18 protein-coding genes are annotated in these 26,180 nt (G+C 74.4%); 11 read left to right on the top strand and 7 right to left on the bottom strand.

Going from position 1 to position 26,180, the window contains the following annotated elements; translation table 11 throughout:
* Positions 1-18 precede the first annotated feature (18 nt).
* The 5 genes from IEZ01_RS02120 to IEZ01_RS02100 all read left to right on the top strand — a co-directional run bounded on the left by IEZ01_RS02120 (position 19) and on the right by IEZ01_RS02100 (position 12,119).
* Positions 19-4,686, top strand: coding sequence for a hypothetical protein (locus tag IEZ01_RS02120; RefSeq protein WP_189199515.1), 4,668 nt, complete (start codon positions 19-21; stop codon positions 4,684-4,686).
* A 2-nt stretch (positions 4,687-4,688) separates the two neighbouring features.
* Entirely contained in the window at positions 4,689-6,428 is a 1,740-nt protein-coding gene (locus IEZ01_RS02115) for a hypothetical protein (RefSeq protein WP_189199513.1), read from the top strand.
* Positions 6,425-7,384, top strand: coding sequence for a WD40 repeat domain-containing protein (locus IEZ01_RS02110; RefSeq protein WP_229832604.1), 960 nt, complete (start codon positions 6,425-6,427; stop codon positions 7,382-7,384). Before IEZ01_RS02115 ends, IEZ01_RS02110 begins: the two co-directional genes overlap by 4 nt.
* Before the next feature lie 136 nt (positions 7,385-7,520).
* Complete coding sequence (locus IEZ01_RS02105) at positions 7,521-10,247, top strand: peptidoglycan-binding protein (RefSeq protein ID WP_019891092.1); 2,727 nt, start codon at positions 7,521-7,523, stop codon at positions 10,245-10,247.
* 18 nt (positions 10,248-10,265) lie between these two features.
* Complete coding sequence (locus IEZ01_RS02100; RefSeq protein WP_189199511.1) at positions 10,266-12,119, top strand: M64 family metallopeptidase; 1,854 nt, start codon at positions 10,266-10,268, stop codon at positions 12,117-12,119.
* A 6-nt stretch (positions 12,120-12,125) separates the two neighbouring features.
* Here the strand turns inward: IEZ01_RS02100 and IEZ01_RS02095 are convergent, their stop codons facing one another.
* On the bottom strand, positions 12,126-12,608 hold the full coding sequence (locus tag IEZ01_RS02095; protein ID WP_019891090.1) for an Lrp/AsnC family transcriptional regulator: 483 nt from the start codon (positions 12,606-12,608) through the stop codon (positions 12,126-12,128).
* A 172-nt stretch (positions 12,609-12,780) separates the two neighbouring features.
* On the opposite strand from IEZ01_RS02095, the gene IEZ01_RS02090 reads away from it, so the two are divergent.
* Together IEZ01_RS02090 and IEZ01_RS02085 are read left to right on the top strand one after the other, a co-directional pair.
* Positions 12,781-13,782, top strand: coding sequence for an EamA family transporter (locus IEZ01_RS02090; protein WP_229832602.1), 1,002 nt, complete (start codon positions 12,781-12,783; stop codon positions 13,780-13,782).
* Entirely contained in the window at positions 13,775-14,995 is a 1,221-nt protein-coding gene (locus IEZ01_RS02085; protein WP_019891087.1) for an amino acid aminotransferase, read from the top strand. The genes IEZ01_RS02090 and IEZ01_RS02085 overlap by 8 nt, the downstream gene beginning before the upstream one ends.
* Positions 14,996-15,073: 78 nt before the next feature.
* Here IEZ01_RS02085 and IEZ01_RS02080 read toward each other — a convergent pair whose 3' ends face one another.
* The gene (locus IEZ01_RS02080; protein WP_019891086.1) at positions 15,074-15,712 is read right to left on the bottom strand and encodes a sigma-70 family RNA polymerase sigma factor; all 639 of its coding nucleotides are present in this window, start codon (positions 15,710-15,712) and stop codon (positions 15,074-15,076) included.
* Between the two features lie 182 nt (positions 15,713-15,894).
* A complete protein-coding gene (locus tag IEZ01_RS02075; RefSeq protein WP_189199509.1) occupies positions 15,895-16,680 on the bottom strand; it encodes a hypothetical protein in 786 nt (261 codons plus the stop codon).
* Between the two features lie 168 nt (positions 16,681-16,848).
* On the opposite strand from IEZ01_RS02075, the gene IEZ01_RS02070 reads away from it, so the two are divergent.
* Together IEZ01_RS02070 and IEZ01_RS02065 are read left to right on the top strand one after the other, a co-directional pair.
* A complete protein-coding gene (locus IEZ01_RS02070) occupies positions 16,849-18,090 on the top strand; it encodes an MFS transporter (protein WP_189199507.1) in 1,242 nt (413 codons plus the stop codon).
* Complete coding sequence (locus tag IEZ01_RS02065; protein WP_229832600.1) at positions 18,087-19,052, top strand: sugar ABC transporter permease; 966 nt, start codon at positions 18,087-18,089, stop codon at positions 19,050-19,052. The genes IEZ01_RS02070 and IEZ01_RS02065 overlap by 4 nt, the downstream gene beginning before the upstream one ends.
* Before the next feature lie 2 nt (positions 19,053-19,054).
* Here the strand turns inward: IEZ01_RS02065 and IEZ01_RS02060 are convergent, their stop codons facing one another.
* Positions 19,055-20,233: an acyl-CoA dehydrogenase family protein gene (locus IEZ01_RS02060; protein WP_019891078.1), complete on the bottom strand. Its 1,179-nt coding sequence runs from the start codon at positions 20,231-20,233 to the stop codon at positions 19,055-19,057.
* Between the two features lie 119 nt (positions 20,234-20,352).
* Between IEZ01_RS02060 and IEZ01_RS02055 the strand changes: the two genes are divergently transcribed.
* Both IEZ01_RS02055 and IEZ01_RS02050 read left to right on the top strand, forming a co-directional pair.
* On the top strand, positions 20,353-22,152 hold the full coding sequence (locus IEZ01_RS02055) for a CoA transferase (RefSeq protein ID WP_040875233.1): 1,800 nt from the start codon (positions 20,353-20,355) through the stop codon (positions 22,150-22,152).
* Positions 22,149-23,810 carry a class I adenylate-forming enzyme family protein gene (locus IEZ01_RS02050; protein ID WP_189199503.1) on the top strand — a complete coding sequence of 554 codons (1,662 nt, stop codon included), beginning with the start codon at positions 22,149-22,151 and terminating at the stop codon, positions 23,808-23,810. The genes IEZ01_RS02055 and IEZ01_RS02050 overlap by 4 nt, the downstream gene beginning before the upstream one ends.
* A gap of 55 nt (positions 23,811-23,865) precedes the next feature.
* Here the strand turns inward: IEZ01_RS02050 and IEZ01_RS02045 are convergent, their stop codons facing one another.
* From IEZ01_RS02045 to IEZ01_RS02035, 3 genes are read right to left on the bottom strand one after another with little or no spacing between them, the layout of a single operon-like run.
* Positions 23,866-24,669, bottom strand: a complete 804-nt coding sequence (locus IEZ01_RS02045; RefSeq protein WP_019891075.1) for a metal ABC transporter solute-binding protein, Zn/Mn family — start codon at positions 24,667-24,669, stop codon at positions 23,866-23,868.
* A complete protein-coding gene (locus tag IEZ01_RS02040) occupies positions 24,627-25,496 on the bottom strand; it encodes a metal ABC transporter permease (protein WP_019891074.1) in 870 nt (289 codons plus the stop codon). Before IEZ01_RS02040 ends, IEZ01_RS02045 begins: the two co-directional genes overlap by 43 nt.
* The gene (locus tag IEZ01_RS02035) at positions 25,493-26,128 is read right to left on the bottom strand and encodes an ATP-binding cassette domain-containing protein (RefSeq protein WP_019891073.1); all 636 of its coding nucleotides are present in this window, start codon (positions 26,126-26,128) and stop codon (positions 25,493-25,495) included. Before IEZ01_RS02035 ends, IEZ01_RS02040 begins: the two co-directional genes overlap by 4 nt.
* Between the last annotated feature and the right edge of the window lie 52 nt (positions 26,129-26,180).

Raw genomic sequence — 26,180 nt, 5'->3', positions numbered from 1 at the left:
CTAGGGAGACACCCCCGCATGACCGATCTCGGCCCCCTGCGCCAGGCCGTCGCCGAGGCCGAGCGGCAGCGCGCCCTCCTCGGCCCGGACGCGACTCCGCCGCAGCGCCAGGACGCCTTCCGGGCGCTCGGCTCCGCGCGCGAGGTCCTGCACACGGCTCTGCGGGAGTTCACGGACGCCGCTCCCGGGGACGAGCTGCTGAGCCGGCTCGATCCTGACGTCCCGCTGATGCTGATGCCCGTGCGGCTGGAGACCAGGCTGCGGGTCGACGGCGATCCGCCCACCGTGGACGTACGGATCTTCCCCGACGACATCCATGTCGAGTCGCACGAACCGGACCCCACCGACGGCGAGGTCCAGAAGGGGAAGGGCTACTGGCGCCTGGTCTGGCGAGCGGGCCGCAACGAGAACGCGGCCGGTGACCGGGCGAGGATCCTGCTCGGCGCGTGGGACCAGCTCTCCGCCGCCCTCGGGCCGGCGCGGGCCCGCTGGATCGCCGCCCGGCTCACGCCGAAGCCCGACAACCGGCCCGACGCTCCGCTGCCCGACAAGGTGCCCGGTCCCGAACCCACCTTCCCCCCGCTGCCGACCCGGGCCCGCGGCTGGAACAAGCCGGCCGTCGCGTCGACCCTGCCCGACCGGTTCGTGGCACTGGCCTACCAGACCGCGTCCGACGGGAGACTCGTCCTCGTGGGGCAGGCGCCGGGGTCGGCCGTACCGGACAAAGTCCAGATGGGGCCGGATCCGGACGCCGGTCCCACGGCGGCCAGCCCGGATCTGGACCCCGAACTGCTGTGGCTGTCGAAGTTCCAGGAGGCCCAGAACAAGGGCCTGGCGATCAAGGTGCCGCTGAACCTGCCCGGCTACGACCCCACGCGAACACCGCTGCTGACCCGTGTCCTGGTCCTCGGGGTCTCGGCCTCCCTCGACCCGGAGAAGTCGGCCGCCCGGGTCGGCCGGCTGCTGGCGGGCCGCGCCGCCGACGGCCAGGCCGCCTTCGTGGCCCAGGGGACACCGACCAACAACATCCCGAGCGCGCGCCGCACCGCGAGCCCCCCGCCCGATGTCGAGGAACTGCTCAAGGCCGCCGCGGCCGCGACCTCGGCCCTTCCCCCGGCCGATCCCTGGATCAACGGCGACCTCGTCGCCGAAGCCCTCGGCGTACCGCGCGAGACCGTGGCGGCGCTGCCCGGCGCCCGGGAACCGGAGCAGGCCGACGCCCGCGCGCTGCAACTGGCGCTGTGGAGCGCCACCGGCGACTTCTTCCTCGACGAACTCCTGGAGAGCGAGAGCCAGACCCAGAAACTGCCCGTGGACCGCAGCTGGCTGCGCCGGCACTACGCGGATCTCGTACGGGCCCGGGGACCGCTGCCGGCCCTGCGGATCGGCAAGCAGCCCTACGGCCTGCTGCCCGTGACCGCCACGGCCCGCTGGCAGCCGAACGTGCCGGCCGAGAGCGAACGGCTCACCGATCTGCACCGTGTGCTGACCACGCTGCGCCCGTTCTGGGAGGTCGGTGTCGAGACCCTGCCCCGGGTCGGCGGCCGCGCACAGCCGGGGACGAACCTCCCCCTGCCCAAGCCCGAGCTCGATGTGCTGCACGCGCTGGGCATGGCGCCGGTCTCCCGCACCTGCGGGGTACGGGGCGTGCGGGGCATGCTCAACGCCTGCTTCACCAACAAGTTGGCCGACGTCCAGGCCGACTGCCCGAGCACCGTCGAGGACCGGCTGTCCAAGGCGCTGAACCGGGCGCTCGGCATCACGTACGAGCCGGTCGTCTCGCACCACCAGAACGAACCCGGCGACCCCAGGAGGCTCTGGCTCCCCCTCGCCCGGATCACGCCGCGGCCGGGCGCCCTGGACCCGGTCGAGGACTTCCTCCTGTTTCTGGAGGGTGTTGTCGAGCGGTTCGAGATCCCGCTTCTGGCGGTGAAGCCGGAGAAGGCCCGGACTCTCCTGGAGGCGTTGCTGCGGCACACCGCGAACCTGGAGTACGGCCGGGCGGCGGCCGCGGTCGCCGGGAAGAATCCGCTGACCGCCCAGCTCAAGCACCGGCACTCGGAGGTGATCCTCTCCCCCGAGGTGTCCGGTGCGGTGGCGGCCGACGCCGGCGTGCTGCTGCGGCCGTTCACGGCTGCCTCGCTCCTCGCACTCGACGTACGGGACGACATCACCGGCAGCAGCGTCACCGTCCACGAGGCCGTCAAGCAGGCGCGGCAGGACCAGTTCGCGGCCATCGTCTCGGCCGCGCACGACCAGCACGGTGTCCTCACCGCCGTGCACCCCCAACGGCCCTGGAGCGCCAGGCTCGTGGAGATCGACGCGGCGCTGCGCCATCTCGCCCTGCGGGCGGAGGCCTGGCACAAGCGCGGAGAGGACCCCTTCGCCCCCGTCGAGCGGCTGCTCGGTGAGTGCCTCGATCTCGTCTCCCACCGGCTCGATGCCTGGATCACCTCACTGGCCACGGCCCGGCTCAAGGCGATGCGGGCACCGGAGCGGCGTCCGACGGGTGTTCAACTGGGCGCATACGGCTGGGTGGAGAACCTGTCGCGGCGGCCGGACCAGTCCAGTGACGGCTGCGTGCTCGCACCCTCCATCCCCCAGGCCACCACGGCCGCCATCCTGCACAGCGGATATCTGTCGCACGCCTCCGACCCGGGGGCCTTCGCCGTCGACCTGTCCTCACGCAGGATGCGTGTCGCCATGGACGTGCTGGACGGGGTACGGCAGGGCCAGCCGATCGGGGCACTGCTCGGATACCGCCTGGAACGGCGGCTGCACGACGCCCGGGAACGCCCGGTGGGCCGACTCGAACTCGACCGGGTCATCGCCCCGCTGCGCAAGCACTGGCCGTCGCAGCCGCTCCAGCACGACGGCGCCACGCCCGGCACCGCCCAGGAGTTCATCGGCGCGCACGACGTCACCGACGGGGCCGCCCTGGGCGACCTCACCGTCGAGGCGGCCATGCAGGCGCTGGTCCCCGATGTGGAGCCGGCCCTGAACCCGACGGAGGAGAAGTTCGTCCGCGAGCAGCTCGAAGCCCTGCACGCCGACATCGACGCGGTCGCCGACCTGCTGCTGGCCGAGGGCGTCCATCAGCTCGCCCACGGCAACACCGACCGGGTCGCGGCCACCGTCGACAGCCTCGCGGCCGGGGGTGAGGCGCCGCCGCGCCCGCAGGTCCTCGACACCCCGGCGCACGGCACACCGGTGACCCACCGGATCATGGTCGTCGTCCCCCGGGGCACCCGGCCGGCCGCGGGCTGGGACGGCACCTCGCAGCGCGACCGCCCCCGGGCGCTGGCCGAGCCACCGCTCGACGCCTGGGCGAGCCACCAACTCGGTCCCGCCGACCGGATCCGGCTGCGGGCCCGCTGGATCCGCCCCGGCCAGAGCGGGACGGCGGCCCCCGTACGCGCCCACGACTGGCCCCTGACCAGCCATTGCGCCCTCGACGTGCTCGCTCTCGTCGCCTCGGGCACGCTGCGTGACGTCCTGGCCGACGCCCTCGTCGGCGTTCGCCCGGACGACGTGCCCTCCGACGCCCGTCCGGAGCTGGAGGCGGACCGGGAGGACGGCTGGCCGCGTACGACGCGGTCGCTCCTGGAGGTCGAGGCACTGGCCGCCGCGGTCAACGCCGTCCTCGCCGTCGGCCGGCCCGGCTCCGCGGCCGACCTGACCACCGCCTCCGCCTCCGCCCCGCCGGCGCCGGGGGGCGACGCCGAGCTGTTCGGCCGGGCCAAGGCGGCCTGCGACGGCCTCGACGGGGCGAAGACGGCCGAGGACCTGGCGGCCCTCGCGCGGTACGGCGTGGTCGTTCCGCGGTCGGCCGAGGACGGCACACCGGCCGATCACGCGGCGGCGGCGGTCCGGCAGGCGGAAACCCGGCTGGCGCGCGCCCGGGAAGCGCTGCCGGAGAACGCCACACCGCAGAACACGCCCCCGGAGGCTTCCCTGGCCGCCCTGGAGGCCGTCTTCGGCCCGGGCTTCCGCGCTGTGCGTCTGGTCACCGTCCCGGACGCGGACGAGCTGCGGCGTTCGTTCACCGGGCTGAAAGGCACCGACGAGCATCCCGCCCCGCACGACTGGCTCGAACAGATGGCGACGGTCCGGCCCGGTGCAGCCGTGCTCGCCGATCTGCTGCTGCACACCGAAGCGGCCGGGACCGGCCGCGGCCACGGCCTGCGGGTCGGCCAGCGGCCTTTCGACTCCGAGAAGCGCTGGGTCGGCGCTGCCAAGTGGACCGACCGGGCCGATCCGGCGACCGCGTTCGTCGTCCACGGCCCCGCCGGCCCCACGGGCCCGGACCTTTCGCAGCCAGTGGCGGTGCTGGTGGTCGACGAGTGGACCGAGGTGATTCCGGCCGCCACCCACACCGCGGGGGCCGCCTTCCACTTCGACGCACCCGGCGCCCGCGCGCCCCACGCCGTGCTGCTCGCGGTGCCGCCGGTGGCCGGATCACCGTGGACCCTGGACACGCTGGCCGATGTGGTGGGCGAGGCACTGGACCTGGCGAAGCTCCGGCTCGTGGATCTGACGGCGCTGGGCTGGCTGGGCCGGTACCTTCCGGCGGCTTACCTCCCCGACTCCTCGCTGGGGAACGCTCCGACGGTCGGCCTCAAGGCGATCATGAAGCAGGCCGTGGTGGACGGGCTCGTGGGCCTGCTCAGTGACGGGGAGTCATAGCGATGACCGATGCGGCCCGGTTCACCCACTTCCACCGGCTGGAGCCCCAGGTCCGGTCGTCCGGCGGCGGTGGCCAGCTCGACGAGGCCCTTGAGGCGCAGGTGGCGGATCCGCTGTTCCTGCTGGCCCGGCAGTGGCAGATGGCCGAGTTCCACGGCGAGGACGGCGGCTCGCCGGTCCTGGTCACGATCAAAACGGCCGGGGTCCCGGTCGATCGCTTCCGGCCGGGGGACGACGGCCCGTCGCTGCCGTATCCGCCGGGGGTGCCGGTGGAGTATCTGGCCGAGGCGGGCGGGCCCCCGGAGCTGACGCTCAGGGCCGCGGCCCGGGCCGGAGTGCGGTTCCTGTCCCTGCTGGCTCCACTGCCGGCCGGCGTACGGGACGACGTGACCCGTCAGGTGATCAAGAGGTGTCCCCTGGTCCGGGCGGACGACCCGGAGGCCGCCGCCGAGCATCCGCTCGACCCGGCGGGTGTCGCCCTGGGGCGGGTGTTGAAGAACCGTGCTCCCCATGGCGGGTCGCTGGCGAAGGAGCTGGCGGCGAACTGGCGGCCGGACGGTCTGAGCGCCGGCCACGCCGCGCATTTCGACAACGCCGCCGACCGGTGGCAGGAGTGGTTCGCCGCCACGCATGCAACGCCGGGCCCGACGACCTGGGTGCGCGAGCGTCTGGAGCACCGGTTCGGGGTCGAGGCGGCGGTGGGGAACCGCCGGGTCGTGCTGACCGCGCCGGAGTACCCGGGCGGCAGCGCCGATCCGTACCGTTTCGACCTCGACGCCGGCGACACCCCCCTCGTCCTGCCCGGCGAGGCCCCGGCCGCCGCCGGCACGTCGCGGGTGACCCTGCCCACCCGCGCCATGTATCCGGGGATGCCGGCGGACCGCTGGTGGGAGTTCGAGGACACCACCGTGAACGTGCCCGCGATCGAAGCGGGTCCCACGGATCTCGCCCGGCTGCTGGTCGTGGAGTTCGCCAACGTCTACGGCAACGACCACTGGATCGTCCCGGTCGAACTGGAGGTGGGGAAGCTGCACTGGATCACTCGGTTGACGGTCCGCGACACCTTCGACGAGACGTGGGACATCGCGCCCGTCACACACGAGCGGCTGGCGCTGTTCCGGCTCAGCGACGCCCGGGACGACAAGGGCGCCCCGGGCCCCCCGCTGCTGCCGCTGCTGCCGCAGGCGGCGGGCCGGATGGAGGGCGCGGCGGTGGAGGAGGTGCTGTTCGTCCGCGACGAGATGGCCAACCTCGGCTGGGCCGTCGAGCGGGTGGTCCGGAGCGCGACCGGCCGGCCGAGGCCGCGCGCCGACGAGTTCCCCCTGGACGAGGATCCCGGCCCGTCTCAGCTGCCCAGGGCCGTGCTGGACTACCGGCTGCTGACGCCGGTGCCGCCGCACTGGATCCCGCTGGTGCCGGTGCCGCTGGTGCCCGGGCAGGCCGGCGATCAGAACGGCACGCGGGGCGCGATCCGATTCCGCCGCGGTGTGATCCCGCGCCACGGCGGTCTGCGGCCGGGCGCGGTCGGCCGGCTCCTGGAGCCGGAGGTGAAGCCGGTGTACTTCCGCGACGAGGAGATCCCGCGTTCGGGGGTGACCGCTTCCAGGGTGCCGGTGGCGGCCCGGGACCGGGAGGGGCGGCTGTATCACTGGGTGGGGCGCCGGGTCCGGGCCGGTAAGGGCGAGGCGGCCGGCGGGCTGGCCTTCGACGCGGCACTGCCCGCGAAGGACGGCCGGCCATGATGAATCCGCGCAACGCCACGTGCGCCCTGGCGCTGACGCACGACGACGCCGAGATCGTCAGCACCGACGTCACCGGCCGGGTGCACCGGTGGGACCGGCTCCGCGGCTCGGCGCTGGCCGCGCCCCTCACGGCGCACGAGCGGACGGCCTGGGCCGTGCTGCTCACCCCCGGCGACAGCGAGATCGTCACCGTGAGCAGCGACGGCACGGTCCGCCGCTGGGACCGGACGAGCGGCGCCCAGGCGGCCCAGCCACTCACCGCGCACGGCGACTGGGTCAGGGCGCTGGCCCTCACCTCCGACGGCGCCGAGCTGATCACGGCCGCCGAGGACGGCACGGTGCGCCGCTGGGGCCTGCCGGACGGGGGTCCTCGCGGCGAGGCGCTGACCGCGCACGAGGGGGCGGTTCGGGCGCTCGCGCTCACCTCGCACGACAGGGAGATCGTCACGGCGGGCCTCGACGGCACGGTCCGCTTCTGGGACCGGGAGAGCGGCACACCGGCCGGGGATCCCCTGCTCGGCCATGCCGGCGCCGTTCTGTCCGTCGCGATCGGTCCGGACGGTACGGAGATCGTCACGGGTGGCCGGGACGGCACGATCCGCCGCTGGTCACGTGCGAACGGGCAGCAGCTCGGTGACCCCCTGCACCACGGCGCCGGCGTCCCCGCGCTGGTGCTGACCGACGACGGGGAGATCGTCGCCGCCGGTCACGACGGGGTGCTGAGCCGCTGGGACCGGGCCACGGGACGAACTCTCGGCGCGACACCGACCCCGCATCCGGCCATCTGGGTCTCCGCCCTGACCTCGGACGACCGGGAGCTGCTCACGGCCGGCGCGGACAACGGCATCATCCGCCGCTGGACGCGCGATCCCGGGGCCGGACTGGTGCCGGTGCGGTCGGCGACCCGGATCGACACCGCGCCGCGTCTGGAGATCCACGGCACCACCCCCTTCTGACAGAACGTCACCTGAGGTGGCCAGGTCGCCTCGTCCCCCGGTCGAGAAGCCGGGGGGTCGGAGGTACGGTGGTGAGGAACCGTTCAGCCGGGGCCGATGGCTCGCGCACGGCCCCTCTCTGACCGGGAAGTGGCCGATGCCCGACATCGAGGTCGACACGTCACAGCTCACCTTTCCGCTGTTCGCCGTTCCCGAGGCGAGCACCGGTCTGCTGGACGGCTCCCGTACACCCCCGCCGACCGTCTCGCTGCCCGTCGGCGGCGGCTACCACCTCTGGCAGGAGTCCGCGCCCGTACCGGACTTCACCTTCGAGGTGCGGGCCGACGGCACCCTCGACTTCTCCCCGGACTTCGACCTCGTGGTGACCGGCCGTGGCGAGCGGCGGCTGACCGTGCGAGGAGTGCCGGTCCGCGTGGACGCCATCGGACTCGACCACGACCTGCTCCTCGCGGCCACGGGGATCGGCGGCGTGGTCCTGACGTCCGACCGGCCGCACGACCTGCGGCTGCTGCCGGGGATCGGCCACCGGCTCGACGGCGGTGCGGGCAAGCTGCCGTTCCGTCCCACCCCCGACGGCATGGTCCAACTCGCCTCGGACCACAGCGGTTTCGCCACCGCCGCCGAAGGCTTTCTCGGTGTGCGCGGACGGACGCTGCGGGTGGACGGCACAGGCCTTTACCACGATCTCCTGCCGCTTGGGATGCGCGGCGTCACCGGCTTTCTGTCCCGCACACAGGTGCATCGGCTGACCGTCCTGCCCGGCGACGGGTACGGCTTCCAGGCCGGGGCGGGGGTGGTGGCCGATCTGCGGTTCGGAGTGACGAACGCCGGGGAGGTGAGCCTCGCCCGGGACTACACCTCTTTCGCCGACGCCTCGGGCGACACCCTCACCGTCCGGGGCCACACCGTCGTCGTCGACGGCACCGCGCTCTCCCACGACGTTCTCCCCACCGGGGCGTCGCGTACCCCCGTCGAGTTCCTGTCCCGCACGGCCACCCATCGGCTGGCGCTCGTCCCCGCGAGGGGCTACAGCTTCCAGCCGGGGGCGGGCACTTCGGCGGATCTGAGCTACGAGGTCACCCGGGACGGGCAGGTGAAACGCGCGGAACAATACGCCGCCTTCGCCGACGCCTCGGGCGACACCCTCACCCTCCGGGGCCACACCATCACCCTCGACGGCACCGCACTCTCCCACGACGTGATCCCCCTCGGGCTGGCGCGCGGGAGCACCTACCTGTCCCGGCAGACCGCCCATCGGCTGACCGTCCTGCCGGCGAAGGGGTACGGCTTCCAGTCGGCCGTGGCTGTCGCCGAACTGGCCTACGACGTCACCCGCGCCGGGGAGGTGCGCTTCCACCCGTCGTACGCGGGGTTCGCCGAGGCCGTGGGCAGCACGCTGATCCTGCGGGGGTACCGGATCGTCCTCGACGCCACCGGCGCGGACAGCGATCTGGTGGGCATCGCCGGTCTCCCCGGCACGGGTCCCGAGGCCTCGACGCCGCGGGAGATCTCCGTCGTGCTGCTGCCGTCCGTGCGCTACGCCCCCCAGACCAGGAACGGCGTTCTCACCACGGGCTTCACCCTGCGGCGGGACGGCCGCATCACCTTCGACCCCGCCGTCCAGGGCCGCTATGTGGTGACCACCGACGAGCCCTCGTCGGCGGGCGAGGACGTGACCGTCGCGGTCACCGTGCGCGGCTCCGACCCGGCGGACGCGATCCCGGGCGGGGCGGTGGCGTTCGGGGCGCTGACCGGCGCGCTGGGCAGCGCCCGGCTGGACCGGTTCGGGCGCGCCGCCCTCCGTACGTCCGGGGTGCCTCTCGGCCCGCACGGGGTGAGCGTGGAGTACCTCGGCGACGGGGACTTCCTGCCGAGCTCGGGCACGGTGGCCCATCGCGTGGAGCCCCGGACCCTGGATCCAGCCGGGGAGCCCCTCCCGGACCCGGTACAGCCCGAGCTCCTCGACTGGAGCCGGCAACCGGTCCTGGCCTCCATGGCCGACCCCCATGAGGTGAACGGCTCGGTGAAACTGGCTCAGGCGCTGCTCAACGCGGCCGGGTCGGCCGTGCCACCGCTGGTCGTGGACGGCAACTTCGGTCCGCTCACGTTGCTGGCCGTACGGCACTTCCAGCAGAGCCGGTATCTGCCCGGCACGGATCGGATCGACCGTCAGGACTGGTACGCGCTGGCGCTCGCCGCGCCGTTCCCGCTGCTGGAACCGGGCCCGCGCACGCCCGTGACGACCGGCCCGCCGGTGGCTCAGGTGCAGAACCGGCTCAACCGGAGGGGCGCCCTGCCCCCGCTCGTCGTCGACGCCGCGTACGGACCGGACACCGTCACCGCGGTGCGCGCGTTCCAGGCGGAGCGACGCCTGGCCACGACCGGTACGACGACACCGGAGACCTGGGCGGCGCTGACCGCCCCGGAGGCGCCTGGCCCTTCCACCCGCACCATGCGCCTCACCTTCTCCTACGACAGCGCGGACTGGGCGGCGGGCGGGCCACCGATTCGGCTGGTCTCCCGCGAGGAGCTGGTGATGACGGCCCCGCCCTGCGAAGACCTGACTCTCCCCGCGGAGTCGCTCGCGTCCCAGTCCGGTTTCCGGTACGAAGTGGTCGACGCGGAGGGGCAGGTGCTCTACCGGCGCGGGCGGCACCTGCCGATCCGTCTGCTCGGCGAGGTCCCCTCCGACACCCGCCCCGGCGGCCTGTCGAGCAGTCCCCTGGACGCCCCCAAGGGCGTTTTCGTCCTGCTCGCCCCGGTCTTCCCGGGCATGCGGACGCTGGTCGTACACAGCAGCCCCCTCGATCCGGGCCGGCTGCACGAACCGGCCAGCGAACTCGCCCGCTTCGACATCGGCTGACCTTCCCGGAGGTTCGCAGTGAACGCCGTCACCTTCGTCCTCGGGAGTCCGGCGCGCAGTGCGAACGGGTGGACGGTCGCCGTCGTCCCCGAGGGGTACACCCAGCAGGAGCTGGACTCGGGCGTGTTCGACATCGACGTCGTCACCTTCGTCCTCGCCCTGCTCGCCACCCCGCCGTTCGGCACCCGCGACATCGTGCCTCTGCTCAATGTGGTCCAGGTGCCAGCGGCGTCGAACCGGAACGGCAACACCATCAAGCTCCTGACCCCGCCACAGGCGGTCTCGCCCTTCGACACCGCGTTCGGCGCGATGTACGGAAACGATGTCGACGCGCGCGGCCGGCGGATCGAACGGAGTCTGTGGGGCGACTCGGCGAAGGTGCGGGAGTTCGTCCATGGCCGGCCCGGGCTGAAGGAGGTGAACCACATCCTCGTCGTCGTCAACAACACGCGGCTCGACGGCGGCAGCATGCACGACGACGTCGGCTGGTTCAGCAAGGCGAGGGCGGACTGGCCCAAGGTGGCCATACATGAACTGGGACACCAGGCCTTCGCCTTGGCGGACGAGTATCCGTACGAGAACACCGAGGCGGATCCCCCCAGGGTGTTCACCGGCACCGAACCCCGCGAACCCAATGTGACCACCCGCACGTCCGTCGACACCATGAAGTGGGGCCCGCTGCTCACGCTGCCGCAGTCGCTGGTCCCGACCACCGTGCGCGCGGTTCCGTGCGTCCGCGAGCACCCGGTCGTGCCCGCCACCCCGCCCGTACCGGCCGACGCGGTCGGCGCGTACGAAGGCGCCCACCAGCACGACTGCGGAATCTTCCGGCCCTCGGCGGACTGCGCGATGCGGCACAGCGCGCAGCCGTTCTGCCCCGTGTGCGAGCACGCCATCCGCGCCGACATCGGCCACACCATGATCGTCCAGGGCGGCGGGGCCACGGCCTCGGCGGGGGCGTGGACGCACATGCAGAGCTTCCCCATGGGACCGGCCGCGCGCATGCTGGCGTACGACGCCCTGAGCGGCGCCTACGCCGTCTCGTCCCCCGAGAACTTCTTCGTCCGTCCGGGCCGCCGGCCGGACGGCACGCCGCCGCTGGACCTGGTCAACCTTTCCGTCGGGACAGGAAACATCGGCGGCGACTGGACCTCGCTCGTGCCGTTCACCACGGACGGCACCCTGCACTACTTCGGCCACGCGTTCGGGTCGGGTGCTCAGGCCGTCTTCCGGATGAACAAGACACGGGACACCCTCACCGAGATCCACCACAGCCCGGCCGGGCAGGCCGCCCACACCCATGTGGTGCCGCTCGTCCTGAACGGCGCCCCGCACTGCATCGGCTACAACACGTTCACCGGTGACGCGGAGCTGTTCCGGCTCGCCGACGGCACCGGCGCTCCGGCGCTGGTCACCACGATGCGGTGGGGGGCGGGGCACACGGCGGTGCTCGCCGTTCCGGTCAAAGGGGACACGTTCGTGCTCACGTACCGGCTGACGACGGGAGAGGTGATGGTCCGCCATGTCACCGCGTCCGGGTTCACGATGCGCTTCGCCTCCCGGTCCGGTTTCTGGCAGCCCAAGTACACCCATCTCGCGCTGCTGGACGCGGCGGGGCGCCCGTTCGTCCTGCGCCACTGCGCGCTCGACGGCACGGCGTCCATCCACCATCTGCGTGCCGACGGCAGCGGAGTCGACTTCGTCCGTACCGTCGAGCCCGAATTCGGGCCCGGGGCCCTGTCGCTCCTCGGGGTCGGGGCACCGGTCATGGGCCGGACGAGCCTCCCGGACCCCGCGGGCCCGGGGGAGGACATGTTCTTCTACAACGCCACGCGCCGGACCTTGCGCGTCGACCCGCTCACCCTGCGCTGAGCCGGCTCAGACGGGGCGGCGGCGGGCCGGGGAGGCGGGGGCCGGGTAGGTGCGGGACTGTTTGACGCTGCCGAAGGCGAAGCTCGATTCGATCGAGGAGATGCCGGGGATGGCGTGGATGCGGGTGCGGACCAGCGCCTCGTACGCCTCCAGGCTCTCGATGACGACGCGGAGCAGATAGTCGCTGCTGCCCGCCATCAGATAGCAGTCCTGGATGTGCTCGATGTGGCCGACGGCCCCCTCGAAGAGGGCGACCGCCTCGGCCGTGTGCCGTTCCAGCCGGATGCGGACGAAGACGGTGATCGGGAGCCCGTAGGCGACCTGGTCCACCATCGCGGTGTAGCCGCGGATCAGGCCCGCCTCCTCCAGGCGGCGCACACGGCGCAGGCAGGGCGAAGGGGAGAGCCGGACGCGGTCGGCGAGGTCCTGGTTGGACAGCCGGCCGTCGGCCTGGAGCTCGCGGATGATCTGGAGATCGACAGCGTCCATGGCGCCTCCCGGCCCCTTTCCGATGGCTTCGACGGCACTTCTCGGCCACCGATTGGCAGATCCTGCCCCAAACGTATGTCCAGGAGGCAGAAGTAGCAATCGGCTGCCCCGGGCGAAGCCCTAGCGTTGCCAGGTGACGAAAAAGCATCGGCAGGTCGGGGGAGGCACCGCGTTGACCAGCACTGATACGAGGGACATGACGGCCGCCATGGGGCGGTTCGGGGTCTCCCCGCAGGCCTGGGGGATGATCGCCCTCGCCCTGACCGTGAGTATCTGGGCGGCCTTCGCCCTGAGCGCCCGCGCGCTGAGCACCTCGACGCTGCTGCCCGCCGACGCCGCCCTGCTGAGGTTCGGGGTGCCGCTGGTGGTGCTGGCGCCCGCGCTGTGGCGGCGTCGCAGCCGGATCGCGCGGGTGCGCCCGGCCGCCGCGCTCAAGATCGTCTGCGGGGCGGGGGTGCCGTTCTTCCTGGCCGCGATGTACGGCGGCTCCCTGACGTCGGCCGCGTTCGTCGGCTCGATCGTTCCCGGCATGGTCCCGCTCTTCGTCTCCGCCCTGATGGTCGCCAAGGGGCGCGGGCTGCCCCGGGGCAGTCAGGCCGCCGGACTCGCCCTGATCGCCGTCGGCGTGGTCGTGCTGGTCTGGCGCCATGTCGTCCCGCTCAACGGCGACGTCCTGACCGGCTCCGCCGTCCTGCTGATCGCCAGTGGGCTGTGGGCGCTGTACACCGTGGGCCTGCGGGAGGTCGACCTCGACCCGGTCGGGTCGATCGGGCTGCTGTGCCTGCCCTCGTTCGCCGTCATCGGGCTCCTCGTCCTGACCGGGCTGCTGCCGACCGGCATCGCCGGCGCGGCGGGCGGCGACATCGCGCTCTTCCTGGTCGTGCAGGGGCTCGGCGTCGGACTGTGCGCGGGGCTGCTGTACGCCTTCGCCATCCGCCGCCTCGGCGCCGAGCGCAGCTCCGTGGTCGGCAGCCTCAGCCCCGTCCTGGTCGTCCTGCTCGCCGTTCCGCTGCTCGGCGAGTCCCCCGCCCTGACCGTGCTGATCGGTGTCCCCCTGATCACCGCCGGTGTCCTGCTGGCCAACCGACGCCCACGGGCCGCTGCCCTGACCGTCACACCTGACGCTCAGAATCCCGTTCCCTCTCTCCGCCCCAAGGTGCCCGCCGATGCTTGAGCTGCTGCTGCCGCCCCCCGCCGACCCGCTGTGGGAGCTGACCGAGGAGTTCCGGTCCGACCCGCGCCCCGAACGCCTGAACCTCGTCCTCGGTGTGTACCGCGACGAGGCGGGCACCACGCCCGTGATGGCGGCCGTCCGTGAGGCCGAGATACGGCTCGCCGAGCGCTCCGACTCCAAGGAGTACCGCGGCCTTTCGGGCAACCTCGCCTTCAACCACGCCATGGTGACGACGGTCCTCGGCCCCGGCGCCCCGGCCGGACGCGCCGCGGCGGTCCAGACGGTCGCCGGCACCGGCGCGCTGCGCCTGCTGGCCGATCTGGTCTGCCGTACCCGCCCGGGCACCACGGTCTGGATCAGCGATCCCGCCTATGTGAACCACCGGCCCATCCTTGAGGCCGCGGGACTGACGGTACGGACGTACCGCTGGGCCGACGCCGAGGGCCTGCCCGACGCGGCGGGCCTGCTCGCGGACCTGTCCCAGGCGCGCCGCGACGACGTCGTCCTGCTCCAGGGCTGCTGCCACAACCCCACCGGCGTCGACCCGGCGCCGGAGACCTGGCAGGCACTGGCCGAACTGGCCGTACGGGACGGCTGGGTGCCGTTCGTCGACCTCGCCTACCACGGCCTGGGGGACGGCCTGGCAGCGGATCTGGCGCCCACCCGCATGCTGGCCGAGCGCGTCCCGGAGATGCTGATCGCCGTCAGCTGCTCGAAGAACTTCGGCCTCTACAGCGACCGGACCGGCTGCGCCATCGTCCTCGGCCCGTCGCCGCGCGCGCTGCGCCACGCCGAGACGGCCCTGCAGAACGCCGCCCGGACGCTGTACTCGATGCCGCCGGAGCACGGCGCCGCCATCGTCACGGCCGTCCTGGGGGACGACCGGCTGCGCGCCCTGTGGGAGAGCGAGCTCGACGCCATGCGGGGCCGGATCAGCGCCAACCGCGCCGATCTGACCGCCCGGCTGGCCGCCCTGGGACACACCGCCGAAGCGCGTGCGCTCGCGCGCCAGAAGGGGATGTTCTCCATCCTCCCGCTGGCGCCGGAACAGATGCTAAGGCTGCGCCGGCAGTTCGGCGTGTACGGCACCACCACGGGCCGGATCAACATCGCGGGCGTCTCCGCCCACCAGATCCCGTACCTGGCGCAGTCGGTCGGAGCGGTCCTGGAAGCGAACACCATGGCGCCGGGTGCTCTCGCCACCTCGCCGTAACCGGCCGCGGTGGCCGCCGGACGACGAGTTCTGGTCGTAGGGACCCGCCCTGCCGGGGCGGCAGGGCGGGGGTGCCCGTCAGGCGGGTGCCGGGACCGGGGGCTGGCGTTCGGCGGCGTGGAGGAGGCCGATCAGGGAGGTACGGGCCCGGGCCACCCGGGAGCGGACCGTCCCGATCGGACAGGAGCTGACCTGGGCCGCCTCCGCGTAGGGCAGGCCGAGGAGCTGGGTGAGGACGAAGGCTTCGCGCCGCTCCTCGGGCAGCGCGTCCAGGAGTTCGGCCAGGGCGATGCCGTCGTCGAAGCCGGGCAGGCTGCGCGGCTGGACGCGTTCGGCGGCGCTCAGCCAGTCGTCGGTGTCGGAGAGGCGGGGGCGGCACGCGGCGTGCCGGAGGCTGTCCACGACCGTACGGCGGGCTATGGAGAGCAGCCAGGTACGGGCGGAGGAGCGGCCCTCGAAGCGGTGCAGGCTGCCGAGCGCTCTGAGGAAGGTCTCCTGGGTCAGGTCGTCGGCGGCCTGCGGGTCCCCGCTGAGGTAGCTCACATAGCGGCGTACGTCGAGGTGCAGCGCGTGCACGAACCGTTCGACCGCGACCGGGTCGCCGTCCCGTGCGGCCAGGGCCCAGCGGGTGGCGGTTTCGTCGGACGCCGCCGTGCGGACCGGGCTGGGGGCATGGGCCGGGGCACAGGTGCGGGCGTGGGTCGGTGCAGGAGTCATCGCCTGGTGTCCTTCTCGGAAGTCAGGAACCGGAATTCAGGAATCCGCGAGGTGCAGGAATCCGCGGGATGCCTGCGGGAACCTGCGGGGTACGAATTCGGGAACCCGGTACGTGGGTACGGCCGCGGTGGGTTCACGCGGCCGATGCCCGAGCGCCGAACGGCGCGTCGGGAAGCCGGCTGTCAGACGACAGCGGTCCCCTGGGGCGGACCCCGGAAGGTGATGGCGAGGGAGATCAGCAGGCGCCGTGGGGCGCGGGCGGCGCGGCGCCGGGGAGCGCGGATGCGCGGGAGGTGCGGCGGCGCGGGTGGGAGGAGCAGCAGCCGCAGCGGGGCGACGAGCCGGCAGGCGACGGCGCGCAGGATCCGGAACGCGGCGCGCTCGCCATGGGCGAGCCACAGTCCGCAGACGAGCGCGGCCAGCAGGTGGGCGGCGAGCATTCCGGTGGAGGAGCCCCCGAGGAGGCCCATGTCGTGGGCGGCCGCCGCCGGTGCCGCGGCGGTGTCCGTGCCCAGGTGCAGGGTGTGGGCGGCGTGTTCGCTCAGCGACATCCGGTCCGTGCCGGGCGGCGGCTCGTGGAGGTGGCCTCCGAGGCCCGCCGCCGTGACGAGGCGGGTGGCCTCGGCCTCCGGCGGGGCGGCCATGTCCCCGCACAGCAGGTGACGAGCCCATTCCCGGGCGAAGGACGTGCCGTCCGCCGTGGCCGGCTGCGCCGACGCCTGCGCGAACGAGAAGGCCGTGTGCAGCGCTGCCTGCGCGCCCACCGCCACGGCGACGACGGCGGACCGGCCGCGCTCGCGCCCGCCAACGGCCCAGGCGACGGCGCCCGCGGCCGTGGCCCCGGCGACCAGTGCCCAACCCGGTACTGGCGTACCGGACATCAGGCTGTGGCCGAGGGCGGCGAGCAGCACGCAGACGGCCGCGAACACCGCGGCCCGTATCGCACGGCACATCCACCCAGCAGTCATGGCGGCCACATCCTCGCATCCGCGCGCCTCGCTTCGAAGGGCAGTACGGGCATGTTCCGCAGGTCCGTTCAGTGTTGGCCGATGTGGTTCATGTCACAGGTGCGGTACGGGAACCACACCGCTCCCCGGTCCGACTCCTGCGTGAGGCGACGTCCGTACGCAGACAGGATGGTGACGGTGAGTCAGGGGACGACGACGCGGACGGGCGGGCGGGGCCTGACGGCGCTGCTGACCTGCGCCATGGCCTTCTCGATGCTCCAGCTGTTCCTGCTGGGCGCGTTGGGACCCCGGCTGGTCGAGGAGTCCGTGGTCTCGGCCGGCGTGCTCGGGCTGACCACGACGGTCGGGTTCGGTGCCGCGGCCGTGTTGTCCCCGGCCGGGGGCCGGGTGGTGGACCGGTTCGGTCCACGCCGGTGCCTGGTCGCGCTGTTGCTGCTGTCCGCCCTCGCCCTGGCGGCGATCGGCGCGGCGCCCGGCGCCGGGGTGCTGTTGGTGGCGGTCGCGCTGGGCGGGCTGCCGCAGGCGCTGGCCAACCCGGCCACCAACAAGGCGATCCTGGCCGCCGTGGAGCCCGCGCGGCGCGGCCCGGTCACCGGCCTCAAGCAGTCCGGCGTCCAGCTCGGCGCGTTCGCGGCCGGGCTGCCGCTCGCCGCGCTGGCCGGGGTCGCGGGCTGGCGGGGCGCGGTGTGGGCGGCGGCGGGCGCGGCGGCGGGCGCCGCGGTCTGGGCGGCGCGCCTGCTGCCGGCCGATCCCCCGCCGAAGGCGACGCCGTCGTCCTGGCTGCCGCGGGGCACGATCACCTGGCTCGCGGCCTTCTCGCTGCTGCTCGGCGGCGGCATCGCGTCCGTGAACACCTATGTCGCGCTGTACGGCACTCAGCGGCTCGGCCTCGGTCCGACGGCCGCCGCCGCGCTGGTCGCCGTGCTCGGCGTGGCCGGGATCGCGGGGCGGGTGGGCTGGTCACGGCAGGCCGGTGACCCCGCGCGGGCGGTGTGGCTGCCGGGGGTGCTGGCGGCCGGCGCGGTCGGTGCGGCGCTGCTCCTGGCCGCGGCCACCCGCGTGCCCCCGCTGGCGTGGCTCGCGGCCGTCGCCGTCGGTGTGTTCGCGGTCGCGGGCAACGCCGTGTCGATGGTGCTGGTGATGCAACGGTCCGCCCCGGGCCGGGCGGGCCAGGACTCCGCGCTGGTCTCGGCCGCCTTCTTCGCCGGTTTCGCGGTCGGTCCCCCGCTCTTCGGCCTTCTCGCCGAGGCGGGCCGCTACGGCACCGGCTGGCTGCTGGTGGCCGCGGAGTTCGCCGGTGCGTGCGCGGTGGCGGTGGCCTGGGCCGTACGGGAACGGCGGGGGCGTACGGGGGGTCCGGCGGACGCGCCCCCTCCCGGCTCGTCGTCGAAGGGGCAGGCGCCCGCATGAGCCGCGGCGCACCCCGCTGGGCCGCCGAGGCCCTGGACGACGTACTCACCCGGGTGGCCGCCACCCACCGCGAAGTCGGCCCGCGCTTCCCGCTGTTCGCCGATCCGGACAGCGGGAGGTGGACGACGTCGGCCCGCGGGTCGTGGACCGGGGGGTTCTGGGCCGGGCTGCTGTGGCTGCGGGCGCGGCACAGCGGTGAGGCGGCGCACCGGGCGGCGGCGGGCGACTGCACGGCCCGGCTCGGCTGCTGGGTGGAGGCGGACACCGCGACCCGGGGGCTCATCCACTGGTACGGCACCGCGCTCGCCGACGACGCGCGGTCGGCGGCGCTGCGGGAGCGGGCGGCGCGTGCCTGCCTGGCGGCGTACGACCCGCGTCTGGGGCTGGTGCCCTGGGGCGGGGCCTTCGGCGGGCCCCGGCTGGTGGCGCGGGTGGACGGCGTGCCGGGGATGGTGCCGCTGCTCGCCACCGTGGACGAGCGGGCCGCCGCGAGCCATCTGCGGACGCATCTGGAGCTCTGCGGCGTGGACCTCCCAGCGTGGGAGTACGGGCCGGGCGGGTGGGTCGCGTGCGAGGCGCCGCCGCCCGGCTGGAGCCGGGGCCGGGCCTGGCTGCTGCTGGCCCTCGCCGACCGTCCAGCCCAACTCCCGTACGTACTGGACGCTTTGATGCCGGACCGGCTGGTCCCTCTCGCCGACGCGTCCCGGCCGGACGGGCCCCTGGACACCTCCGCCGCCGCGATCACGGCGCTCGCCCTGCTCAAGCTGGGGCGCCGCGAGCAGGCCATGGCCGTCCTGGAAGAGCTGGTCCACGGTCATCTCGCGGCCACCGGGCGGCTCCTGGACGGCTGTTACGACCTCGACGCGGGCACGGCCGTACGCCATGAGCTGGTCTGGGGGACGTTCTTCCTCGCCGCCGGCCTCGCGGTCGTGACCGGACTGCTGGACGCCCGCGCCGTCTGAGGTCAGCGCAGCAGCCGCCGCGCCACCGCGCCGATGTGCAGCTCGTCCGGCCCGTCGAGGATCCGGGCCATGCGTCCGGTCCGGAAGAGGGCGGGCAGCGGTGTGTCGGGGCCCAGGCCCGCCGCGCCGTGCACCTGGATCGCGGCGTCGGCGACCTGCTGGAGCATCCGGGCGGAGGCGACCTTGGCGAGGCCGACCTCCACGGCCGCGTCCTGGCCCGCGTCGAGCCGGGCCGCGGCCTCGTGGACGAGCGGGCGGGTCGTGCGCAGGGCGAGGAGCGCCTCGAAGAGGTGCTGCTGGACGAGCTGGAGGTCGCCGAGGGGGCCGCGGGAGCGGCAGCGGGTGCGGGCCCGTTCCCGCATCAGCTCGAAGGCCCGCCGCGCCTGGCCCAGCCAGCGCAGGGAGCGCAGGGTGCGGCCGAGCTGGAGCCGTTCCCCGGCGACGGCGAGCGCCGCTCCCCGGGCGCCGACGAGATGGTCGGCGTCGACCCGTACACCGGAGAGTTCGATCTCCCACTGGCCGCCCGCGCCGAGGACGGGCAGCTCACGCACCACCCGGAAGCCGGGTGATGTGGTGGGGACCAGCAGCAGGGAGAGGCCCTCGCGGTCGGGCGGGGCGCCGTCCGTACGGGCCAGGACGGTGACCAGGTCGGCGTCGGCGGCTCCGGTCGTGAACCACTTGCGGCCCTCCACGCGCCAGCCGCCGTCCTCGGCGACGGCCCGGGTGGCGGTGAGGAAGGGGTCGCTGCCGGGGGTGTCGGGTTCGGTCATGGCGTAACTCGTCCGGATCTCCCCGGCGACGAGCTTCTTCAGATACCGCTCCCGTACCGGGGGCCCGGCGTGGCGGCGCAGCATCAGGGCGTCGAGGAGCGGCGCCGAGCCGAGCGCGGCGGGACCGTGGTCGCTGGCGCCTTCGGCCTCGGCGAGGTGGGCGTACGCGCGCAGCGGCAGGCCCTGTCCGCCCAGGTCGGCGGGGAGCGGCAGCGCCCACAGGCCCTCGGCCCTGGCCCGGTGGCTGAGGGCGCGCAGGGTGTCGGCGGCGGCCGGTCCGCCGGCGTCCAGGAGCGGTTCGCACGGCATGACGTGGTCCCGGACGAAGGCGGCGACCCGGTCGCGCAACTCCCTCAGGTCGCCGGGGCATTCGGGTCCTCCGTACAGGTCCTGCGGCCCGCTCTCGGTCACTTTCCTCCGCCTTTCGGGAACCCGTGGGAACGGCTGTCCGACTGTCTGGTCCGTGGAACTGGTCGGGTGCGACCGCCCCCGGGTTCCCGGCGTTCCGGAAGGTGAGGGAAGGGAGAGGCATGGCAGTGCCAGTCAGTGCAGGGACGGTGCCCGCCGCCCTGGGAGGTGCCCGGCCGCTCGACGGTCTGGGTCTTGAGGCCGCGGGGCCGCCCGCCGGGCCCTGGGGCGGCCTGGTCGGGGAGCATCTGCGGCTGCTGGGGGCGACCGGCACCGACGGAGCCTCGGGCGGGGAACTCGCGCTCACCGGCGCGGGGTTCGAGCCCGTCACGGCCCGTACCGTCTGGTCCTCCGGGCGGAGCTCGGAGCTCGTCGACGAGGCGACCGTGCAGGCCGCCACGGGTGTCATGGCCGTGCACGGGCGCCGCGAGGGCGACCCGCGCGGGCTCGCCGTCGACTACGCCGCCACCGCGGCGGGTGTCCTCACCGTGCAGGGCCTGCTCGCGGCGCTCGTGGGGCAGGCGCGCGGCGGGCGGGCCGCGCGGGTGACGACGGGTGTGGACCGGGCCGGGCTGCTCGCCGTGTCCCAGTATCTGGCGGCGGCCGGGGCGGACGAGGGCGAGGCGGCCGAACTGGCGCCGGGAGGCCCGCCGTTCACCTCCGCCGACGGCATCCTCTTCGAACTGGAGACCCTGGACCCGGGGTCCTGGGCGGTCTTCTGGCGCGCGCTGGGCGCGCCCGAACCGGCGGTACGGGCCGGCTGGCGCCCGTTCCAGTTCCGCTACGCGACCGCCTGCGCGCCGCTGCCCGGGGCGCTCCACACCACGGCCCGCGCGTCCTCCTGGGAGGAGGTGCGGGCCGCGGCCCGCACCTCGGGGACCGAGGTGTGCGCGCTGCGCACCCTCACGGACCGGGGCATCGGCGAGGCGCCGCCGTGGACGCTGACCCCGTACGGCACGGCTGCGGACAACACCTGTGTGAAGCGGCAGGAGACGGCAGGGGGGCCGCTGGCCGGTCTCACCGTGCTGGAGGCGGGCCGCCGTGTGCAGGCCCCGCTCGCCGCGCATCTGCTGGGACTGCTCGGCGCCGAGGTGATCCGGATCGAGCCGCCGGGCGGCGACCCGCTGCGCGGCATGCCGCCGGCCTGTTCCGGCGTCTCCGCCCGCTGGCTGGCCCTCAACCGGGGCAAGAAGGCCGTCGAGATCGACATCAAGTCGGCCGGGGACCGGCGCCGCCTGGTCGAACTGGCCGCCTCGGCCGATGTGTTCCTGCACAACTGGGCGCCGGGCAAGGCGGCCGCACTCGGCCTGGATCACGAAGACCTGGCGGCCGCGAACCCGGCGCTCGTCTACGCGTACACCAGCGGCTGGGCGGGCCGGGTGCCGGACGCGCCCATGGGCACCGACTTCATGGTCCAGGCGCGCACCGGCGTCGGGGAGGCCGCCCGGCCCGCCGACGAGCCGCCGGCACCGTCCCTGATGACCCTCCTCGACGTCCTGGGCGGGCTGCTCGGCGCCGAGGCGGTCCTCGCCGGACTGCTGCTGCGGGAGCGGACCGGGCGCGGTGTGCGGGTGGACTCCTCGCTGCTCGGCGCGGCCGACGCCCTGACCGCCCCGGCCCTTCGGCGCGTCGCCGAAGGGCTGCCGCCGCGCCGCCCGGCCGGGTTCCGGCGGCCGCTGCGCACCGCGGACGGCTGGATCGCGCCCACCGACTCCTGCGCGGCCGCGGCCGCGGCGTACGACCTGAGGGAGCTGTCCGGCGCCGAGGCCCTGGCGCTGCTGCGCACCCACGGCCTGGCCGCGACCGCCGTCACCACGGATCTGACCGCCCTGCACCACGATCCGCGCTTCACCGGAGCGCGGTCGGTCACCCGGGACGCCCATGGGGCGTCCGCCGTCCCCGACCCCTGGAGCTTTCTGTGACGCTCGCGCTGCACGATCTGCTGCCCGCCCGGCTGCGCCGTTCCTGGACGGTCGACGGGACCTGCCCGGACCTGGACCTGTACAGCCTCTACCGCGCCCACCAGGTGGCCGATCCGCACCGGACGGCCGTCGTCGACGCCAAGGGGAAGCTCTGCTACACCGCACTGGACCGTAAGGTGCGGTCGCTCGCCGCCGGGCTCACCGGGCTCGGGGTGCGCCCCGGGGACGTGGTCGGGGTGCAGCTCCCGGCGGGCCGGCACGCCGTCATGGCGGACCTCGCGCTGGCGGCGATCGGCGCGGTCGCGCTGCCGTTCCCCGTCGGGCGCGGCAGACGGGAGGCGGCCTCGCTGCTGGCCCGCTCGGAGGCGGTCGCCGTGCTCGCCCCGGTCGGGCACGCTGGCTCCCGGCCGGCCGAGGACCTGCTCGCGCTCCGCGGCGAACTTCCGCTCCTGCGCTGGGTGATCGCGGCCGGGCCGGGCGACGCCCCCGAGGGCTGCGTGCCGCTGGCGGGGCTGCTGCGCACGGACGCCGGTGAGTTCCGGCCGGGCCGGCCCGACCCGGACGCGGCCGTACGGATCCTGGTCTCCTCCGGCTCGGAGGCGGAGCCGAAGATGGTGGCGTACTCGCACAACGCGCTCGCGGGCGGACGGGGTAACTTCCTCGCCTCGCTGCTGCCCGACGGCCGTCCGCCGCGATGTCTGTTCCTGGTGCCGCTCGCCTCCGCGTTCGGCAGCAACGGCACCGCCGTCGCCCTCGCCCGGCACGGCGGCACCCTGGTCCTGCTGGAGCGGTTCACCGCGGACGCCGCCCTCGACGCGATCGTCGCGCACGAGCCGACGCATGTGCTGGGTGTGCCGACGATGATCCGCATGATGCTGGACCGGCTGGCCGAACAGCCGCGCGCACTGCCGTCGCCGACGGCGCTGGTGCTGGGGGGCGCGGTGCTCGACGCCGCGACGGCGGCCGAGGCGCGGCGGGTCTTCGGCTGCCCGGTGGTCAATCTGTACGGCTCCGCCGACGGCGTCAACTGCCATACGGGTCTTGAGGATCCGGCTGGCGAGCTGGACGGGCCTGGGGTGTGGGCGGGGCGTCCCGACCCGCGGGTCGCGGACATCCGGATCGCCTCGCCCGACGCGCCGCGCCACGCCCCGATGGCGGAGGTGCCCGCGGGGACGGTCGGGGAGATCGTCGCGCGCGGGCCGATGACACCGCTCTGTTACGTCGGCGCGCCGGATCTGGACGCCCGCTACCGCACCGCCGACGGCTGGGTCCGTACCGGCGATCTCGGCCTGCTCGGGCCGGACGGCGGCCTGCGGGTGGTGGGCCGGCTCAAGGACGTGGTGATACGCGGCGGCGCCAACATCAGCCCGGCCGAGGTGGAGGTCGAGCTCGCCACGCATCCGCTGGTGCGGGACGTGGTGTGTGTGGGCGTCCCCGATCCGCTGATGGGGGAACGGCTGGCGGCGTGCGTCGTGTCCCGCGACGGGCGCGGCCTCACGCTCGACCAGTTGGGCGCGCATCTCGACGCGCGGGGCCTGGAGCGGCGCAAGCATCCCGAAGTGCTGCTGCTGGCGGACGAGTTGCCGCTGACCCCGGCGGGCAAGCCGGACCGGGCGGCGCTGCGGGAGCGGTGCGCGGCGGGCCGCGTGGCGGCCTGACGGCGACGGGGGTACGCCCGGATGGCCCGGGCGCACCCCCAAGGGGGGCGGGTGGTTACCCCATCGCCTTCTTCACGGCCGTCGCCGCGTCGCGGTAGACGGTGAGCAGGTCGAGGTCCTTGCCGGGGTAGTTGACGATCTTCACCTGGCGTGCGGTGGTGCCGGGGAGCGTGGTGCCGTTGGACATGTGGGCGTTGTCCAGGACCAGGGCGGGCTTCTTCGCCGACAGGTCGGCCAGCTGCTGGGGGGTGACCTCTTCGGGGCCGTACGTGCCGACGACGTTCGCGCCCGCGAGCTTCGCCGACCAGGCGGTGAAGACCTGGGCGACGGCGGTGGGCGCGGTGCCGCCGGGCCAGGCGGCCTTCAGTTCGCCCTGGAGCTTGGTGTACTCGGCGGAGAAGGTCTTCTGCCAGCGGGCGGCGGCGTCCTCGGTGCCGAACTCCTTGCCGAGCCGGGTGACTTCGGCGTTCACCTTGCCGGCGTCGTTGTCGAGGCCGACCTCGATCAGCTTCGCCTTGGAGCCGGCCGCCTCCTTGATCTTCTCGGCGTACGGCTCGAAGGGCGCGTAGAGGACGAAGTCGGCCTCGGCGACGGCCGCCAGGTCGGAGGGCTTGGGGTCGTAGTCGGGGGCGTGGTGCACGGACTGCGGCACGATGACCGTGACGTCCTCGGCCCCGGCCGCCTTGGCGAAGGCGCCCTCCCAGGTGGTGGTGGCCACGACCCGGGGCTTGCCGTCCGGGCGCTTCGCCGCGCCGTCGCCATCGCCGTCCGAGGCGGCGCAGCCGGTGGCGGTGAGGGTGAGCGCGAGTGCCGCGGTCAGTGCGAGGAGGAGGGGGTGTCGGACGCGGTTGCGCGCCATGAGCTGATTCTCCGTTCGGGTACGAGATGGACGGCGAGGACCACGGCCCCGGCCGTCAGGACGAGGACCGGGCCCGGGGGCAGGTCCAGCGAGAGCGCCACGAGGAACCCCGCGGCGTTGACGACGGCCCCGATCGCGACGGCCCAGAGGGTGATCGAGGTCAGGGAGGTGCCGAGGCGGCGGGCGGCGAGCGCGGGCAGCAGGGTCAGGGCGTCGACCAGCAGGGCGCCGGTCAGCTTGATCGCGCCCGCCACGGAGACCGCGACCAGGACGAGGAGGATCAGGGTCAGCCGGTCGACGGCGACACCCGAGGTGAGGGCGGTCTCGCGGTCGTACAGCAGCAGCGCCAGATCTCGCCGCCGCCACCAGAAGAGGCCGGGGACGGTGACGGCGAGTGCGCCGAGCAGCAACAGGTCGGCGGCGCCGACCGACAGGATCGACCCCCACAGCAGGGCGAAGGCGCCGGAGGCGTTGACCCCGGACACGGCGAGCAGGAGCAGCGCGGCGGCGATGGCCAGACTCATCAGCAGGCCCATCGCCCCGGACAGGCCGTCGGGTCCGCGGGCGAGCGGTGCGACTCCGGCGCCGGCGAGGCCGCAGGCCAGCAGGGCGCAGAGCATGGGGTCGAGGCCGGTGAGCAGTCCGACGGCGATGCCGAGCAGGGCCACGTGCATCATCGCGAACCGGACCGGCATGATGTCGAGTCCGACGATGACGACGCCGACGACGGGCAGCCCGACGGCGGCGAGGAGCAGGGCGGCACCGGCCCGCTGGACGGGTACGAGCTGGAGGAGCTGCCCCAGGTCGGCCGCGAGGACGGAGCTCACGCCGCCTCCCGCAGCCGGCCGGCGGCCATCTCGGCGACGCGGTCGCAGCGGGCGGCGAGGGCGCGGTCGTGGGTGACGACGATCAGGGTGACGGGCAGCGACAGCAGGAGGTCGGCGGCCTCTTCCTGACCGGTGAAGTCGAGGGCGGCGGTGGGTTCGTCGGCGAGGAGGACCCCGGCCCCGGTGGCGACGCACCCGACCGCGCGGGCCAGGTACGTGCGTTGCAGCTGGCCGCCGGAGAGGGTGTCCACGGCGCGGTCGGCGAGGTGGGCGACGCCAAGTCTGGCGGCCGCCGCCAGCGCTTGGCCGGGCGCGCCGCTGCTGGCGAGCAACTCCCCCGCGAGCAGCGGGAAACGGCCCGCGGCGGGCTTCTGCGGCACCCAGGCGCAGGCGCGTCGGCGCCAGGCCCAGTCGGCGGCGGTACGGGCCACCCGGCCGCCGACGCGGATCTCCCCGGCGGCGTGCCGGTGCAGGCCGAGCACGGCCCGCAGGAGCGTGGTCTTGCCCGAGCCGTTGGTGCCGGTCAGCGCCAGGCGCCCGCCGGCCGGGACGTCGAGGTCCACGCCGCTGACGGCGTCCACGCGCCCATGACGGCAGCCCACCGCACGCAGCCGTACGTCCAGCGCGTCCATTCCCGCCTCACTTTCCCCGGTGTCGGGGAGGCAGTCGGACGCTACGGCCGGT

The sequence above is a fragment of the Streptomyces purpureus genome, from assembly GCF_014648195.1.
Classification (GTDB): domain Bacteria; phylum Actinomycetota; class Actinomycetes; order Streptomycetales; family Streptomycetaceae; genus Streptomyces; species Streptomyces purpureus.
The sequence above is the reverse complement of the archived record's forward strand: the minus strand, read 5'-3'. Positions and strand labels throughout refer to the sequence as shown.

Coding starts and splice junctions, on each gene's coding strand:
- IEZ01_RS02120 (WP_189199515.1), top strand. CDS start 19: ATGACCGATCTCGGCCCCCTGCGCCAGGCCGTCGCCGAGGCCGAGCGG.
- IEZ01_RS02115 (WP_189199513.1), top strand. CDS start 4,689: ATGACCGATGCGGCCCGGTTCACCCACTTCCACCGGCTGGAGCCCCAG.
- IEZ01_RS02110 (WP_229832604.1), top strand. CDS start 6,425: ATGATGAATCCGCGCAACGCCACGTGCGCCCTGGCGCTGACGCACGAC.
- IEZ01_RS02105 (WP_019891092.1), top strand. CDS start 7,521: ATGCCCGACATCGAGGTCGACACGTCACAGCTCACCTTTCCGCTGTTC.
- IEZ01_RS02095 (WP_019891090.1), bottom strand. CDS start 12,608: ATGGACGCTGTCGATCTCCAGATCATCCGCGAGCTCCAGGCCGACGGC.
- IEZ01_RS02085 (WP_019891087.1), top strand. CDS start 13,775: ATGCTTGAGCTGCTGCTGCCGCCCCCCGCCGACCCGCTGTGGGAGCTG.
- IEZ01_RS02080 (WP_019891086.1), bottom strand. CDS start 15,712: ATGACTCCTGCACCGACCCACGCCCGCACCTGTGCCCCGGCCCATGCC.
- IEZ01_RS02075 (WP_189199509.1), bottom strand. CDS start 16,680: ATGACTGCTGGGTGGATGTGCCGTGCGATACGGGCCGCGGTGTTCGCG.
- IEZ01_RS02070 (WP_189199507.1), top strand. CDS start 16,849: ATGGTGACGGTGAGTCAGGGGACGACGACGCGGACGGGCGGGCGGGGC.
- IEZ01_RS02065 (WP_229832600.1), top strand. CDS start 18,087: ATGAGCCGCGGCGCACCCCGCTGGGCCGCCGAGGCCCTGGACGACGTA.
- IEZ01_RS02055 (WP_040875233.1), top strand. CDS start 20,353: ATGGCAGTGCCAGTCAGTGCAGGGACGGTGCCCGCCGCCCTGGGAGGT.
- IEZ01_RS02045 (WP_019891075.1), bottom strand. CDS start 24,669: ATGGCGCGCAACCGCGTCCGACACCCCCTCCTCCTCGCACTGACCGCG.
- IEZ01_RS02035 (WP_019891073.1), bottom strand. CDS start 26,128: ATGGACGCGCTGGACGTACGGCTGCGTGCGGTGGGCTGCCGTCATGGG.